The organism is Caproiciproducens sp. LBM24188, from assembly GCF_054130445.1.
The window spans coordinates 753826-768134 of sequence record NZ_CP196862.1; the positions used below are offsets into that span (position 1 = coordinate 753826).

9 protein-coding genes are annotated in these 14309 nt (G+C 51.2%); 6 read left to right on the forward strand and 3 right to left on the reverse strand.

From position 1 onward, the window contains the following. Positions 1-49: 49 nt before the first annotated feature. Positions 50-1420 (reverse strand): DUF4080 domain-containing protein, encoded by a 1371-nt coding sequence (locus tag ACSVDI_RS03425; RefSeq protein WP_457944751.1) that lies wholly within the window; start codon positions 1418-1420, stop codon positions 50-52. A gap of 418 nt (positions 1421-1838) precedes the next feature. Between ACSVDI_RS03425 and ACSVDI_RS03430 the strand changes: the two genes are divergently transcribed. The 6 genes from ACSVDI_RS03430 to ACSVDI_RS03455 all read left to right on the forward strand — a co-directional run bounded on the left by ACSVDI_RS03430 (position 1839) and on the right by ACSVDI_RS03455 (position 10547). Further along, positions 1839-4013, forward strand: a complete 2175-nt coding sequence (locus ACSVDI_RS03430) for a glycoside hydrolase family 3 C-terminal domain-containing protein (RefSeq protein ID WP_457944753.1) — start codon at positions 1839-1841, stop codon at positions 4011-4013. A 548-nt stretch (positions 4014-4561) separates the two neighbouring features. After that, positions 4562-5293, forward strand: a complete 732-nt coding sequence (locus ACSVDI_RS03435) for an ABC transporter ATP-binding protein (RefSeq protein ID WP_457944755.1) — start codon at positions 4562-4564, stop codon at positions 5291-5293. Continuing rightward, on the forward strand, positions 5290-7104 hold the full coding sequence (locus tag ACSVDI_RS03440) for a CARDB domain-containing protein (protein ID WP_457944757.1): 1815 nt from the start codon (positions 5290-5292) through the stop codon (positions 7102-7104). Before ACSVDI_RS03435 ends, ACSVDI_RS03440 begins: the two co-directional genes overlap by 4 nt. Continuing rightward, entirely contained in the window at positions 7101-8441 is a 1341-nt protein-coding gene (locus ACSVDI_RS03445) for an ABC transporter permease (protein ID WP_457944759.1), read from the forward strand. Before ACSVDI_RS03440 ends, ACSVDI_RS03445 begins: the two co-directional genes overlap by 4 nt. A 287-nt stretch (positions 8442-8728) precedes the next feature. Continuing rightward, the gene (locus tag ACSVDI_RS03450; RefSeq protein ID WP_457944761.1) at positions 8729-10207 is read left to right on the forward strand and encodes an alpha-N-arabinofuranosidase; all 1479 of its coding nucleotides are present in this window, start codon (positions 8729-8731) and stop codon (positions 10205-10207) included. Between the two features lie 88 nt (positions 10208-10295). Beyond that, on the forward strand, positions 10296-10547 hold the full coding sequence (locus tag ACSVDI_RS03455; protein WP_457944763.1) for a DUF6171 family protein: 252 nt from the start codon (positions 10296-10298) through the stop codon (positions 10545-10547). Positions 10548-10628: 81 nt separating this feature from the next. Here the strand turns inward: ACSVDI_RS03455 and ACSVDI_RS03460 are convergent, their stop codons facing one another. After that, positions 10629-12527 carry an ABC transporter ATP-binding protein gene (locus ACSVDI_RS03460; RefSeq protein ID WP_457944765.1) on the reverse strand — a complete coding sequence of 633 codons (1899 nt, stop codon included), beginning with the start codon at positions 12525-12527 and terminating at the stop codon, positions 10629-10631. Then, entirely contained in the window at positions 12508-14259 is a 1752-nt protein-coding gene (locus ACSVDI_RS03465; protein ID WP_457944766.1) for an ABC transporter ATP-binding protein, read from the reverse strand. Before ACSVDI_RS03465 ends, ACSVDI_RS03460 begins: the two co-directional genes overlap by 20 nt. Between the last annotated feature and the right edge of the window lie 50 nt (positions 14260-14309).

A 14309-nucleotide genomic window follows, 5' to 3' on the forward strand; every position in this document is an offset into this window, starting at 1 on the left:
TTTAAAGGAGTCCCAATGGCTTTTCTATACCTTCTCGAAATTGCGAACTTTATTGTACTCTATCTTTTGCTGCGGCATATTCCCCGAATTTTGTAAACAACTCAAACGGAGTCCACCCGGTTTGCCGGAACAGGTAGTCCAGTGTGCGCGGGAATCGGCCGCTGTTGGAAAGGCGCTCCAGCGCGTCCTCCGTCCGGTGCAGGCAGAGCAGCTCCGCCGCCGAAAGCCAGGGCGTTTCCAGTACCTCATAGGGTGGCTCAGGCGCGTAGCGGCAGGGGTATTCCTCCGGCTGCTCGCGCATGGGTGCTCCGTATAAAAGTTTCAAAAATCCAAGCTGCAGCATATTGGGGTGCAGGGCATAGGCGGTGTTAAAGCTTTCTGTGAAACAGGTCCAGTCTTCGTATGGCAATCCGGCAATAAGGTCAATGTGAATGTGCATATTGGCGTTATTCGTCAGGCGTTTAATATTGGCTTTCAATTTTTCCACGTTTGTTTTCCGGTGGATGGTTTCCAGCGTTTTTGCATGGAAACTTTGCAGCCCGATTTCCAGCTGCATGGAGCCCACGGGAGCCGAAGCGAGAATCTCCAGCGTTTCCTCATCCAGCAAATCGCCTGCAATTTCAAAATGGAAGCAGACGCCTTTCGGGATATCGGTTCCGTAATGCCGGATAATAAAGCGGAAAATTTCGTTTGCACGCTCCCGGTTGGCGTTGAATGTGCGGTCCACCAGCTTCACGGTTTGTGTGCCGCTGTTTGCCAGCAGAAGCAGTTCCCGCTTGGTGCGTTCCAGGTTGAAAAACCGTGCACCGCCGCACCGGCCGGAAAGGCAGAATGCGCAGGAAAATGGGCATCCGCGGCTGCTCTCTAGGTATGCGATGCGCCCGTTCAGCGCCTGAAAATACTCCGGCGAGTAAGGGCTTGGAGGGTCCTCCTTCGGCGTATAGGGTTCCGTGGTCCAAATGCGTTCTCCATCCCGGCAGCATACGCCGGGAATGCCCTTGCCGCTTTCGCCTGTGCGGATTGCGTCGAGCAGCAGGGCAAACGGCTTTTCCCCTTCGCCGGAAATGATATACTGCACCAGTGGTTCTTCTTTCAGCAGGGCCTCCGCCCGGTAGGAAACTTCCGGCCCGCCCAAAATGACAACTGTTTCCGGCAGACTTCTTTTGATTCTGCGCACGAGCGCGAGGGTTGTCTGAATGTTCCAGATGTAGCAGCAAAAACCGACCGCCTGCGGCTTGCAGGCCAGAATGCGTTCAGCTATCGGTTCTGTTTTTTCATTGATGGTGCCCTCCACTACATGGGCGGTGATTTCTTCGCCGCAGTACGTCTTGACTCCGGCCAGAAGGCACCAAGGCGCGAGGGAAGAATGAATGTATTGGGAATTTAATGCACAAATTACAGCGGATAATGTTTTCTGCATGATGTAAACTGCCTTTACTTAAATTTGTTTTGGATTCTATTATACCATAAACATGAATCAACGACCCAAGAAACCATAACCGCAGCAGGCGGGAAGTCACGGTGTGCCTGCGGCAGAAGCGGGGCAACGGTCGGGATATCATGAAACTGATGCCCGGTGCACCCGCGCTACGGGGGAAATGCTGGTCTGAATTCGCTGCACGGACTAGGCTTTGTCAATAAAAATGTAAGATGGCACAATAACAGATTTTCCCGGTATGACGGCAGCATTTTTCTGTTTTAAGTTCTTTGCTGTAGCTTTTGTCTGAATTAGAGCAAAAAATGATCAGGAAAGCGCAAGGAATGATGGGACTTCTTTCCGCGGAACAGTTATCATAGTGTAAGACCGGTAACTATAGGAACGCGGAGGATTTGTAATAATGCCACAAGAGCCGATATATAGAAACGAAGAATACAGTTTTGAAGAACGGGCGCGCGATTTGGTGTCGCGTATGACCTTGGAGGAGAAAATCGGGCAAATGCAGCACAGTGCGCCGGAAATCACGCGGCTGGGTGTTCCAAGCTACAACTGGTGGAGTGAAGCACTGCACGGTGTTGCGCGCGCGGGCGTTGCCACCATGTTCCCGCAGGCAATTGGTATGGCAGCAACGTTCGATCCGGATTTACTGGAAAAAACCGCAGATATTATTTCCACGGAAGGACGTGCAAAATATCATGAATTTCAGCGGAAAGGCGACCATGATATTTACAAGGGACTTACATTCTGGTCACCCACCATTAACATTGACCGTGACCCACGCTGGGGGCGCGGCCAGGAATCCTATGGGGAAGACCCGTACCTGACTTCCCGGCTTGCGGTTTCCTTTATCCGCGGTATTCAGGGCAACAATAAAAAATATCTGAAAGCTGCCGCCTGTGCCAAGCATTTTGCGGGTCACAGCGGGCCGGAAGGGGAACGCCACCGCTTTAATGCAGAAATTTCGCAGAAAGATCTTTGGGAAACTTACCTGCCGGCGTTTGAGGTCGCCGTCCGCGAAGCGGGAGTAGTGGGTGTGATGGGCGCCTATAACCGTGTGAACGGGGAGCCCTGCTGCGGCAGTAAAACGCTTTTAAAAGATATTCTGCGCGGCGAGTGGGAATTTGACGGCTATGTCACTTCCGACTGCTGGGCAATTAAGGATTTTAATGAAGCACATAAAGTGACGAAGAGCATTGAAGAGTCCTCCGCTCTGGCGGTAAACAATGGATGTGACCTAAACTGCGGCTGCGCATATGCCAGCCTGACCAAGGCGGTGCGCAGCGGGCTGATCAGCGAATCCGCTATTGACGAAGCGGTTTACCACCTGATGCTGATTCGCATGCGCCTGGGAATGTTTGATAAGCCGGAGCATGTGCCCTACACCACGATTCCTTATGAAAGGGTGGACTGCGAGGAACACCGCCGCGCCGCGCTGGAAGTAGCCAAAAAATCACTCGTTTTGCTGCGGAACCGGAATCAACTCCTTCCGCTGAATAAAAATCAGCTGAAATCCATTGCGGTCATCGGGCCGAACGCCGACAGCCGCGCCGCGCTGGAAGGAAACTACAATGGAACCGCCTCCGAGTATGTTACGGTATTAAACGGAATCCGTGAGGCGGTCGGACCGGATACCCGTGTGTATTTCGCGGAAGGCTGCCATCTTTATAAGAACAGCATGAGCGGCCTTTCGGAAAAATACGACCGAATTGCGGAGGCGGTTTCCGCAGCGGAGCGCGCCGATGTAGCGGTACTTTGCCTTGGACTGGATGCCGGTCTGGAAGGTGAGGAGGGCGATACTTCCAATGAGTTTGCCTCCGGCGATAAAGTCAACCTGAAGCTGCCCGGCACCCAGCAGCAACTGCTGGAAGCGGTTCAGAAAACCGGCACCCCGGTTGTTTTGGTCCTTCTTTCCGGAAGTGCGCTCGCGGTAAATTGGGCGGATGAACATGTAAATGCTATTGTGCAGGCGTGGTATCCGGGCGGGCAGGGCGGCCGAGCTGTTGCGTCCCTGCTGTTTGGGGAGTATTCCCCAAGCGGAAGGCTGCCGATTACCTTTTACCGTTCGGAAGAGGATCTGCCGGATTTCCACGACTATTCCATGGAAAACCGTACCTACCGCTACTTCAAAAAGGCGCCGCTCTATCCGTTTGGATACGGCTTGAGTTACACCAGCTTCCGTTACAGCAACCTGGTTCTCAGTGCGTCGCAGCTTCCGGCGGGAAGCGGGCTGGAGGCGCGTGTTACCGTGGAAAACACCGGAACGCGTGCTTCCGATGAAATTGTTCAGCTTTATTTGCAGGATATGGAAGCCAGCGTGCGGGTTCCACGGTGGCAGCTGAATGGCATTCGCCGCATTACCTTGAATCCGGGCGAAAAAACGGAGGTTTCCTTCCCAATTACCGCCCGTCAGATGGCACTGATTGACAATGACGGAAACTGTGTGCTGGAACCCGGCAAGTTCCGTGTTTACATTGGCGGAAGCCAGCCGGATGAACGCAGCAGGGAACTGACCGGCTGCGAGGTACCCTGTGCGGAATTTACCGTAACCGGCGAACCGCTGCGCATGCACAGATGACACGCTAAAAAAGAGAAATTTGGGGCAAGCCGCTAAAACGGCTTGTCCCAAATTTTTTGCTGTCGTCTAAACAAAATTGCAAAGTTACCAGTCGCAAATTTAAATGGTTGGCTGAACACTGAATCAGCAATTATTTCGACCTCCAATAAGTCGGAATTCCATATAATTATGGAAAGAGGCATTCCTTGCCGTTTCGCTGCATTTTATTAAGTAACATCTTCCTTCGTAATCAGAATTTCTTTTTGCATCCAAAGCGTATGGAGAAAGCACAGCGGGGCGGCTTGCTGCGCTGCCGCAGAAAGTTACATTTTTGTTCATTGTTTTATTTCTCGCAATAGTATATTATTAGCTTAAAATAATGTTAAATATTGCCACATCTCTAAAATTTTTTAGGATTGTTGTCAGCACTGCAAGAAAGGGGAATTGGAATCGCTTTTTAAGGAACCTGCCGTTTTGGATGGATTGCCCCCCGTTCTGCACGATGGCGGATGGGTTGGGTTACAGGCAGGGCGCGATGCGCAAAGTTTCAGTTACGGAAGGAGAATGAAATGAGCTTGATTTCCGTGAAAGATATCCGCAAGACTTACCGGGTCGACCGTGAAAGGGTGGTCGCCCTGGAACGGATTAATTTAGAGATTCAGCCGGAAGAAGTGTGTTGTATCCTTGGCACCTCCGGTTCGGGAAAGTCCACCCTGCTGAATATCCTTGCGGGACTGGAAAAACCGACAAAAGGAACCGTAAAAATCGGAGGGCAGACGGTTTCGAATTTTTCAGAGAAACAGTGGGCGCTGTTCCGGCAGAAAAATATTGGGTTTATCTTTCAGTCGTACAATTTGCTGCCCACCCTTACGGCGGTCGAAAATGTTGCTATACCGTTGGTGTTTAAGGGCGTTGACAAGACCGAACGCACCAAACGGGCCATACATATGTTAAAGCTGGTGAACCTGGGGGACCGGCTGTTCCACAAACCCACGCAGATGAGCGGCGGCCAGCAGCAGAGGGTTGGCATTGCGCGGGCGTTTGTTTCCCGCCCTCAGATTATTTTTGCCGATGAACCGACCGGGAACCTGGACAGCAAAACCAGCCGGGAGGTCATGGAAATTATGGTTTCGCTGGCCAAACGGTACCGAGAAACGCTGATTGTGGTAACGCACGACAACGAAATCGCAAAGTATGCTGACCGGATTATAACGATTCACGACGGAAATGTCAAAAGCGATGAGCCGAATCTTTCAATTTTACAAACGATCCACAGCGAAAAACAGGAGGAAAACGCATGATGAAAAACAGAATACGAAGGATGGTTTCTCTGGCAATGGTATTTTGCCTGATTACCACGGTTGTTGCTTTCAGCCGCACGGCAAGTGCGGCGGGGACTGACGACGATATTACGCCGCGGTTGTCATACCATATCATTTCGAATGCGGATAAGCCTTCTATCAGCCGGGGCAGCAGCTTTGAGGCGGATTTTGTATTTTTCGACCAGAATAGTCATGACCCTGATAACGTTCAAATATCGGTAACCAGCCCAAACGGTTCCATTTCCGGTCTGCCGAGTGGTAAAATGACTCCGAAGAAGTGGGAACCGGATGATGACAGCAGTTCTACCCCTTCTAAAGGGAATGCGTACTATATTCATATTGGGGAAAAAAATATGAAGTATGTCGGCATGGGGCCGGCCATCCTCAAATTTACCATTGTTTTTGTATCAGAAAAGAAATCGTGTACTATTCAGAAGACCATTACCGAGTGTCAGCCGACCACGACTTCCTCCGGCACAGAAAAGTCCGACCTGTCGCTTGCCAGCTACACGGTCAGCCAAAGCGGGATTAAGGAAGGGGAAAAATTTGACCTGAACCTGACCCTGAAAAACAGCGGCAGCCTTGCAAACCACCATGTGACCGTGGTGCTGGACGGGTTGAATGCCGACGAAATCACCGTAAACGGGCAGACGGATACCAAAACTGTAGATTCACTGGATGCCGGAAAGACCACGGTGGTCACCTTTCCCATGGTCTGCAATCCGAAGATGGTGTCCAAAAATTATATGATAAAAGTCCAGATTTCATCGGATGAATGTCCAACGACAGTGGCCACTAATGTGTTTGTGCCGGTCACTGGTACCAAAACGGACACGGAAAGCGGAAGCAGTGGAACCAACGCGAGCAAGCCAACCATTATTATTGAAAGCTATGATTACGGCGGGAAGGCTGTTCTGGGCGGCAAGGAGTTCAACCTCGCGATGCGTTTCCGTAATACAAACCCCACCACGCAGATTGAAAACCTGAAAATTACGGTTTCTTCTGTGGCGGGAAACGACGATAAATCCGTAGCGGGTGCATTTACCCCTGCAAAATCTTCCAACACCTTTTTTATCGATAAAGTTGCCCCCGGCGCGTTATTCAGCAGAGAAATCGCGCTGCTGCCGAAGTCGGACGCAACCCCGAACTCATACGGTGTGAATGTGGCCTTTCATTATGAAGCGGTTCTGGACGGAAAGCGGGAAACGATTGAGTCTACCGAAGTCATTTCCATTCCATTAACTCAGCCGGACCGGTTTGAAGTGGGTGGGGTGGAACTTCCGTCCCCCATGTTTGTTGGGGAATCCGGGCAGCTGAGCATTAGTTACGTGAATAAAGGAAAAAGTAAAATATTTAATCTGTCCGTCAAGCTTAGCGGCAACTTTACCTCCAGTGAAATGGACTCCTACATCGGCAATGTGGAGTCTGGCGTGGGGGATACGTTTCAGGCTTCTTTAACCCCAAACGAGGAGGGGACGTTAAAAGGAACCGCTGTGTTCAGCTATGAGGACGCAACCGGCGTAAACCGAAGCGTGACCAAAGAATTTTCCTGCGAGGTGTCGCAAATGGAGGATGAACCTGGTGAGGGTGGTTCCGAACCAGCTAACGCTCCGGTGGAAAACAACGGGCTTCCGTGGTACCTTTGGGCCGGTGTGGGCGTTGGCGTCATCGCAATTCTAGTCGTTTTGCGCATCTTTCTGAAAAAGCGGAAGGCAAAAAAACTCCGCCAATTGGAGGAAGAGGACGACTATGACGCTCCCGAGCCGTCTTCACAGGAGAAACGGTTATGAAGTGGAAAGATATGATTTCCATGGCGCTCGGGAACCTTTTCAAACGAAAGGTGCGCACGGTTCTGACCGTGGCCGGCGTGGTAATTGGCACCTGTGCCATTGTGGTTATGCTTTCGTTTGGATTCGGAATTCGGGAAAGTATGGAAGCTATGATGCGGGATATGGGCGATTTGACTGTAATTCAGATTCATGCCGATTCGGGGTCATCCAAGTCCACTCCGCTGGACGACAAAGCGCTGGAAAAAATCAAAATGATGGAGCATGTTGTCGCGCTGACACCGGTTTGCATGCTGGACCCATCACAGGTAACGGTCAAAAGCGGAAAATACCGCTATGACAGCATGATTTACGGCGTAGATATGGGGGCGCTGGAAGCGTTCGGCTATAAGCCAACGCAGGGAACGCTTCCGAAAAAAGAAGAGGAAAACCGTACCACGATTCTGATGGGGAAAGACGGGGCCTATGACTTTATTGATACCCGGAAAACCAACAATAACATGGTGTATGCGGAACCGGACAAAAACGGGAAGCTGCCGGAACCGTTTTTGGACCCGATGAAGGCAAAGCTTCAGGCGGAGCCGACGCCGCCGGAAAATTCCACCGCAAAGGTCAAACCCGTTAAACTGAACTGCATTGGTATTCTGGAGGAGGATTACGGCAAAAGCCCTACTCCGAGTCATTGCATTTTTATGGACATCAGCCTTGCGAAGGAACTGCAAGCGAAATACGAAAAGCTGAACAATGTGAAGAAGGATAAAAATGCTTCGGAGGGATACAGCGAAGCGAGTGTGAAGGTGGACGCGGTGGAACATGTCTCTGACGTAGAGGAAGTGATTAAAAAGTCCGGCTACAGCACTTACAGCATGAACAGCATCCGCAAGCCGATTGAAGAGCAGATGCGGACGATTCAGATGATACTGGGCGGCCTGGGGGCCATTTCCCTTTTGGTCGCCGCGCTTGGAATCGCCAATACCATGACCATGTCCATTTATGAACGCACGCGTGAAATTGGAATTATGAAGGTTCTAGGCTGTGTAGTGGGAAATATACGGTCCATGTTTTTAATGGAAGCCGGTGCCATTGGTTTTTTGGGCGGCATCGTGGGTGTTGGAATCAGCTATCTGATTTCTACCGTAATCAATACGCTGGCCGCGCAACAAAAGGGGGGCGACGCCATGGTGGGGCTGGTTTCAGCCGGTTCGCAGATTTCCATTATACCGCCCTGGCTGGCGCTGAGTGCCTTGGCTTTCGCCACGCTGGTTGGGCTGGTTTCCGGTTTTGGCCCGGCGAACCGCGCGGTTAAAATTAGTGCGCTTACCGCGATTAAGCAGGAGTAAAGGAATAACGCTCCGTTACCGGGTTTCAAACCTGTTTTAAGCCGGGAAAACAACGGTTTTCCCGGCTTAAATTTGTTGTTTTTCCATATTTTATTTTATAAAAAAAATGATATAATATAAAGGTAATTATAAAATATAAATGCATACATAAAATTGGACAAAAATTCTTATGCTGCACGGTTTCAGCAGCGGCTGATGCGGAATCCCGGTGTCAAAGGGGTCGCAAATCCGAATCCGGCGGCAAAGCAGCAAAGAGCGAATTTCAGTTATTTACTGGAGGAATGGAAATGGGAAAACTAATTGTCAACACCAAAGTGAAAAAAAGTAAAATCAACCGCAACATCTATGGCCATTTTTCGGAACACTTGGGCCGCTGTATTTACAACGGCATTTATGTGGGTGAAAATTCGGAGATCCCCAATGTGAACGGGATGCGCACCGATGTGGTGGAGGCCCTAAAGCACATCCGCGTTCCTGTACTGCGCTGGCCGGGCGGCTGCTTTGCTGACGAGTATCATTGGAAAGATGGGGTTGGACCCAAAAGCAGCCGCAAAAAAATGATTAACACCAACTGGGGCGGCGTCGTGGAGGACAATTCGTTCGGTACGCACGAATTTCTGGAGTTTTGCCGCCAGGTCGGCTGTGAGCCGTACATCAACGGAAACTGCGGTTCCGGCACCGTTCAGGAAATGAGCGAGTGGGTGGAGTACATGACCTTCGACGGGCAGTCCCCCATGACGGAATGGCGCAAACAGAACGGCAGGGAAGAGCCCTGGAAGGTAAAGTACTTCGGGGTAGGAAACGAAACTTGGGGCTGTGGCGGCAACATGCGGCCGGAGCATTATCTCGACCTGTACCGCCAGTATCAGTCCTTTCTTAAGAATTACGGGGAAAACAAGATTTTCCGGATTGCCAGCGGCCCCAGCGTGGGCGACTATCATTGGATGAAAACCATGATGGAGTACGCGGGCAAATTGATGGACGGCATTACCCTGCACTATTACACCGTTCCCGGCGAGTGGAAAAACAAAGGCTCTGCAACTAAGTTTACCGAGCAAGAGTATTACATAACGCTGAAAAAAGCGCTCTACATGCAAGAACTGGTGGAAAATCACTCCCGAATTATGAACTATTATGACCCGGACCATAGGGTAGGGCTGATTGTAGATGAATGGGGAACCTGGTATGATGTGGAACCGGGGACGAATCCAGGATTTTTATATCAGCAGAATACCATGCGCGACGCCATAGTGGCGGCCCTAAGCCTGAATATTTTCAACCAGCACAGCGACCGTGTGGTAATGGCCAACATTGCCCAGATGGTGAACGTTCTGCAGTCCGTGATTTTGACTGAGGGCGAAAAGATGGTGCTGACCCCGACTTATCATGTATTTGATCTATACCGTGCGCATCAGGACGCCACACTGGTGGAAAGCTTTGCCACGGGGGAGATGATCGGAACAGAAGACGCTCAGGTTCCGAATCTCAACGTATCGGCATCTGTGGATGACCATAATGTTCTTCATATTACCGCGGCAAACTTGTCGGCCGATGCGGCTGAGCCGATTGAGTGCGACCTGCTCGGGATGAAGCCGAATCAGGTCAGCGCGCGAGTTCTGACCGGCGGCGCAATGGATGCGTACAATGATTTCGACCACCCGGACACCGTTAAAATTCAGAACTTCCAGTCGATTGAAACCATGGAAAACCGCCTGAAATTCACCATGCCAGCCTGCAGTGTGATGGAAATTACCGTAGCGGAATAATCCGCAGGCCCGGCGGCACCGGAAAGCCGCCCCGCGAACGGGGCGCGCACAACGTTCCGGCCAATGCCCGTGAAAGGATGAGCGGAAAATGGACATCGTTTGCAGGCGCTGCTTGTTAAAAGATATGACCGACAGCGAGTATTACCGGAGCATTTCCGAGTATGTGGAAAGTCTGGACGAAACAATGCGGACACCTGCGCCGGATTATGAAGCCCGCCTGGCGTATTGCAGGCAGTGCAGCCATCTAATCAACGGAATGTGTGAACTGTGCGGCTGTTTTGTAGAGGTTCGCGCTGCCAAAAGACAGAATCACTGCGCAAAGGACAGTCGTATCTGGTAACGCGTACTGATTTTATAAAAAAAGACTTTCTTCCTCAACCCATTCGGCCGGGGAAGAAAGTCTTTTTTATGAAATGAAACATCAGGAAAGTTCAAACATACCTGTGTAAAGCTGATAATATTTGCCCTTTTGCGCAATCAGCTCTTCATGGTTGCCGCGCTCAATAATATTGCCGTTTTCCAGCACCATAATTGCATTGGAGTTGCGCACGGTGGACAGCCGGTGGGCAATGACGAATACCGTACGGCCCTGCATCAGGCGGTCCATGCCTTTTTCAATCAGTATCTCCGTGTGGGTATCGATGGAGGAAGTCGCTTCGTCCAGAATCAGCACGGGCGGATTCGCCACCGCGGCACGAGCAATGGCCAGCAGTTGGCGCTGTCCCTGAGAAAGGTTGGAGCCGTCGGAGTAAAGCATCGTATTGTATCCTTTTGGCAGATGGCGGATGAAGTGGTCGGCATTGGCCAGCTTTGCCGCCTCAATGCATTCCTCGTCGGTTGCGTTTAAGTTGCCGTAGCGGATGTTTTCCATCACGGTTCCGGTAAACAGATGGGTGTCCTGCAGCACCATGGAAAGCGAACGGCGCAGGTCCGCCTTTTTAATCTTATTGATGTTAATGCCGTCGTAACGGATTTTTCCATCCGGCACGTCGTAAAACCGGTTAATCAGGTTGGTGATGGTTGTTTTCCCAGCGCCGGTGGAACCGACAAAGGCGATTTTCTGGCCCGGTTTGGCGTAAAGGGAAATGCCGTTCAGTACGGTTTTGTTCGGCTCGTAGCCGAAGACCACGTTGTCAAATTCCACACGGCCTTCCAGCTTGGTGTAAGTTACGCTTCCGTCTGCGCTGTGGGGATGCTTCCAAGCCCATACGCCGGTGTAGTGATCTGTTTCAGTAATGCTGCCGTCCGGCTCTACTTGGGCGTTTACCAGTGTAACGTAGCCGTCGTCCACCTCGGGTTCCGAATCAATCACCTCAAAAATCCGTTCTGCACCGGCCAGTGCCGTCAGCACGGTGTTCATCTGCTGGGAGATTTGGGTAATCGGCATGGAGAAGTTTTTGGTCAGCTGCAAAAACGCTACCACTGTGCCCGTTGTCAGGCTTCCAGCCAGAACCAGTAACCCGCCGCACGCGGTGGTCAGCGCGTAAAGGATGTTGGAAATGTTGCCCATAATCGGCATTAAGATATTGGCGAATGTATTGGCGCTGGTCGACGCGTCGCACAGTTCCTCATCCAACTGGTGGAACTCTTCCTTGGTCCTGTCTTCGTGGCAGAATACCTTTACGACCTTCTGTCCTTCAATCATTTCCTCAATATAACCGTTGACCTTGCCAATGGCCTGTTGCTGCTTGCGGAAATACAGTTCACTTTTTCCGCCGATTTTTTTTACCACGTTAATCATGACAAACAGCATCAGAATCACAACGATGGTAAGCTGCCAGCTGTAATAAAGCATCATGACAAACGCGCTGACAACCGAAAGGGCGGAGGAAATAAAGTTTGCCACGCTGTTGGAAAGCATCTCACGGATGGTGTCCGTATCGTTGGTGTAGCGGCTCATCAGTTCACCATGGGTGTGGGTGTCGAAATAACGGATGGGAAGCTTCTCCATTTTGGTAAACAAGTCGGTACGGATGCGATACAGGGTTTTGGTGGAAATCACCAGCATAATACGGCTGTACGCATAAGTGCAGAGCGCACCCATCAAATAAACCACGCCCATAATCAGCAGCATGCGCACAAAGCTAGCCATCAGGGTGGAGGAAATGCCGTTTTGCAACATGGGCATCAGTGCATTATCAATGATGCGCTGCAGCAGGGTGGTGCCGACAATCTGAGCGCTTGTACTGATGACGATTGCCACCAGAACAAGGCAGAACCGGAATTTGAAATTCCCCAGATAGCCGAAAATGCGCTTCAGCGTTTTTCCGGTGTTCTGTGGTTTTGCGCCTGGTTTTTGTTTATGCATTGGTCCTGGCATATTCGTCCACTCCTTTCTGCTGGGATTCATAAACTTCCCGATAAATTTCGTTTGTTTTCATCAGTTCTTCGTGGGTACCAAAGCCGTTGATTTTTCCTTCGTCCAGCACAATGATTTTATCCGCATCACAGACAGAGCTGATGCGCTGCGCGATAATCAGCGTGGTGGTACCTTTCAGCTTTTTGCGGAACGCCGCGCGGATTTTGCTGTCCGTTGCGGTATCCACCGCGCTGGTGGAATCATCCAGAATAATGATTTTTGGCTTTTTCAGCAGGGCACGGGCAATGCAAAGGCGCTGCTTCTGCCCGCCGGAAACGTTCACGCCGCCCTGCCCCAAATCGGTGTTGTAGCCGTCGGGGAAAGACTGCACGAAGTCGTGTGCCTGAGCGGATTCGCACGCCGCTTGAATTTCTTCATCAGTTGCGTTTTCGTCGCCCCATTTCAGGTTGTCGCGGATGGTGCCGGAAAACAGCACGTTTTTCTGCAGAACCATGGCGACTTCCTCGCGCAGGTCGCGCAGCTTATAGTCGCGCACGTCATGGCCGCCCACGATCAGCTGCCCGTCCAGGACATCATAAAGCCGTGGAATCAGCTGCACCAGCGACGTCTTTGCTGAACCGGTTCCGCCGATGATGCCGATAGTCTGTCCGGAGGCGATGGAAAGATTGATGTGCGACAGCGTCAGGTTTTCCGGGTCGTTTGCGTAGCTGAAAGATACATCGCGGAATTCAATGGAGCCGTCTTCCAGGTGAAGCTCTGTTTCCCCTGCGGCATCCTGAATGTTCGGGGTTTCGTCTAGGACCTCCATAATTCTCTGAACGGAGGCGTAGGAAATGATCGAGATGATAAAGATCATCGAAAGCATCATCAGCGACATTAAAATCTGGGCAATATAGCTGAGGAAGCTGGACAGCTCGCCGATTTCAAACGAACGGTTCAGCACCATATTGCCGCCGAACCAAAGCACTGCCAGAATGGAACCGTACATGCACAGCTGCATAACCGGCACGTTCATAATGACGAGCTTTTCCGCGAAGAACTGGGCTTTGCGCACCGAGTCTGCATGGTCGCGGAACTTTTTATCTTCGTGGTCCTCGCGCACAAACGCTTTTACCACGCGAATTCCAATCAGGTTTTCCTGCACCACGGTGTTCATCGTGTCGTAGCGCTTCAGCATTTCCAGAAAACGCGGGTGCGCCTTGCTGATAATGAAATACAGTGCGCCGCCCAAAATCGGAATCGCCACAAGGAATACCAGGGAAAGCCGCGCATTGACACGCACCGCCATAATGGTTGCGCCGATTAGCATGGTCGGCGCGCGGAAGCCGACGCGCAGGATCATCATAAAGGCGTTCTGTGTATTGGTCACGTCCGTGGTCAGCCGGGTGACAAGCGAGCCGGTGGAGAATTTGTCGATGTTGGAAAAGGAAAAATCCTGTACTTTGTCAAACAGGCTGTTGCGCAGGTTTTTGGCGAATCCCATCGCCGCCACGGCGCCGGCCCGGCCGCCTGCTGCGCCAAAAAAGAGGGAAATAAACGCGAGCATCACCATAATCGCACCCATTTTCAGGGTGTAGTTCATGCCGCCGGTTCCCTGAATGCCGTTGTCAATAATTTGAGCCATGACCAGGGGAATCAGGACTTCCATCACGACTTCGCCAATCATAAAGAGCGGCGTCAAAATCGCGTATTTCCTGTATTCGCCAACATAGCTGAGCAGTCTTTTAATCATATATTGTGACCATCCTTTCTCTGCCAGTCGGAGGTTTCAAACGGGCTGTC

What these genes read in the sequence shown, in the direction of transcription:
- ACSVDI_RS03430 (WP_457944753.1), top strand. Translation starts at nt 1,839, where the DNA reads ATGCCACAAGAGCCGATATATAGAAACGAAGAATACAGTTTTGAAGAA.
- ACSVDI_RS03440 (WP_457944757.1), top strand. Translation starts at nt 5,290, where the DNA reads ATGATGAAAAACAGAATACGAAGGATGGTTTCTCTGGCAATGGTATTT.
- ACSVDI_RS03465 (WP_457944766.1), bottom strand. Translation starts at nt 14,259, where the DNA reads ATGATTAAAAGACTGCTCAGCTATGTTGGCGAATACAGGAAATACGCG.
- ACSVDI_RS03450 (WP_457944761.1), top strand. Translation starts at nt 8,729, where the DNA reads ATGGGAAAACTAATTGTCAACACCAAAGTGAAAAAAAGTAAAATCAAC.
- ACSVDI_RS03435 (WP_457944755.1), top strand. Translation starts at nt 4,562, where the DNA reads ATGAGCTTGATTTCCGTGAAAGATATCCGCAAGACTTACCGGGTCGAC.
- ACSVDI_RS03445 (WP_457944759.1), top strand. Translation starts at nt 7,101, where the DNA reads ATGAAGTGGAAAGATATGATTTCCATGGCGCTCGGGAACCTTTTCAAA.
- ACSVDI_RS03460 (WP_457944765.1), bottom strand. Translation starts at nt 12,527, where the DNA reads ATGCCAGGACCAATGCATAAACAAAAACCAGGCGCAAAACCACAGAAC.
- ACSVDI_RS03425 (WP_457944751.1), bottom strand. Translation starts at nt 1,420, where the DNA reads ATGCAGAAAACATTATCCGCTGTAATTTGTGCATTAAATTCCCAATAC.
- ACSVDI_RS03455 (WP_457944763.1), top strand. Translation starts at nt 10,296, where the DNA reads ATGGACATCGTTTGCAGGCGCTGCTTGTTAAAAGATATGACCGACAGC.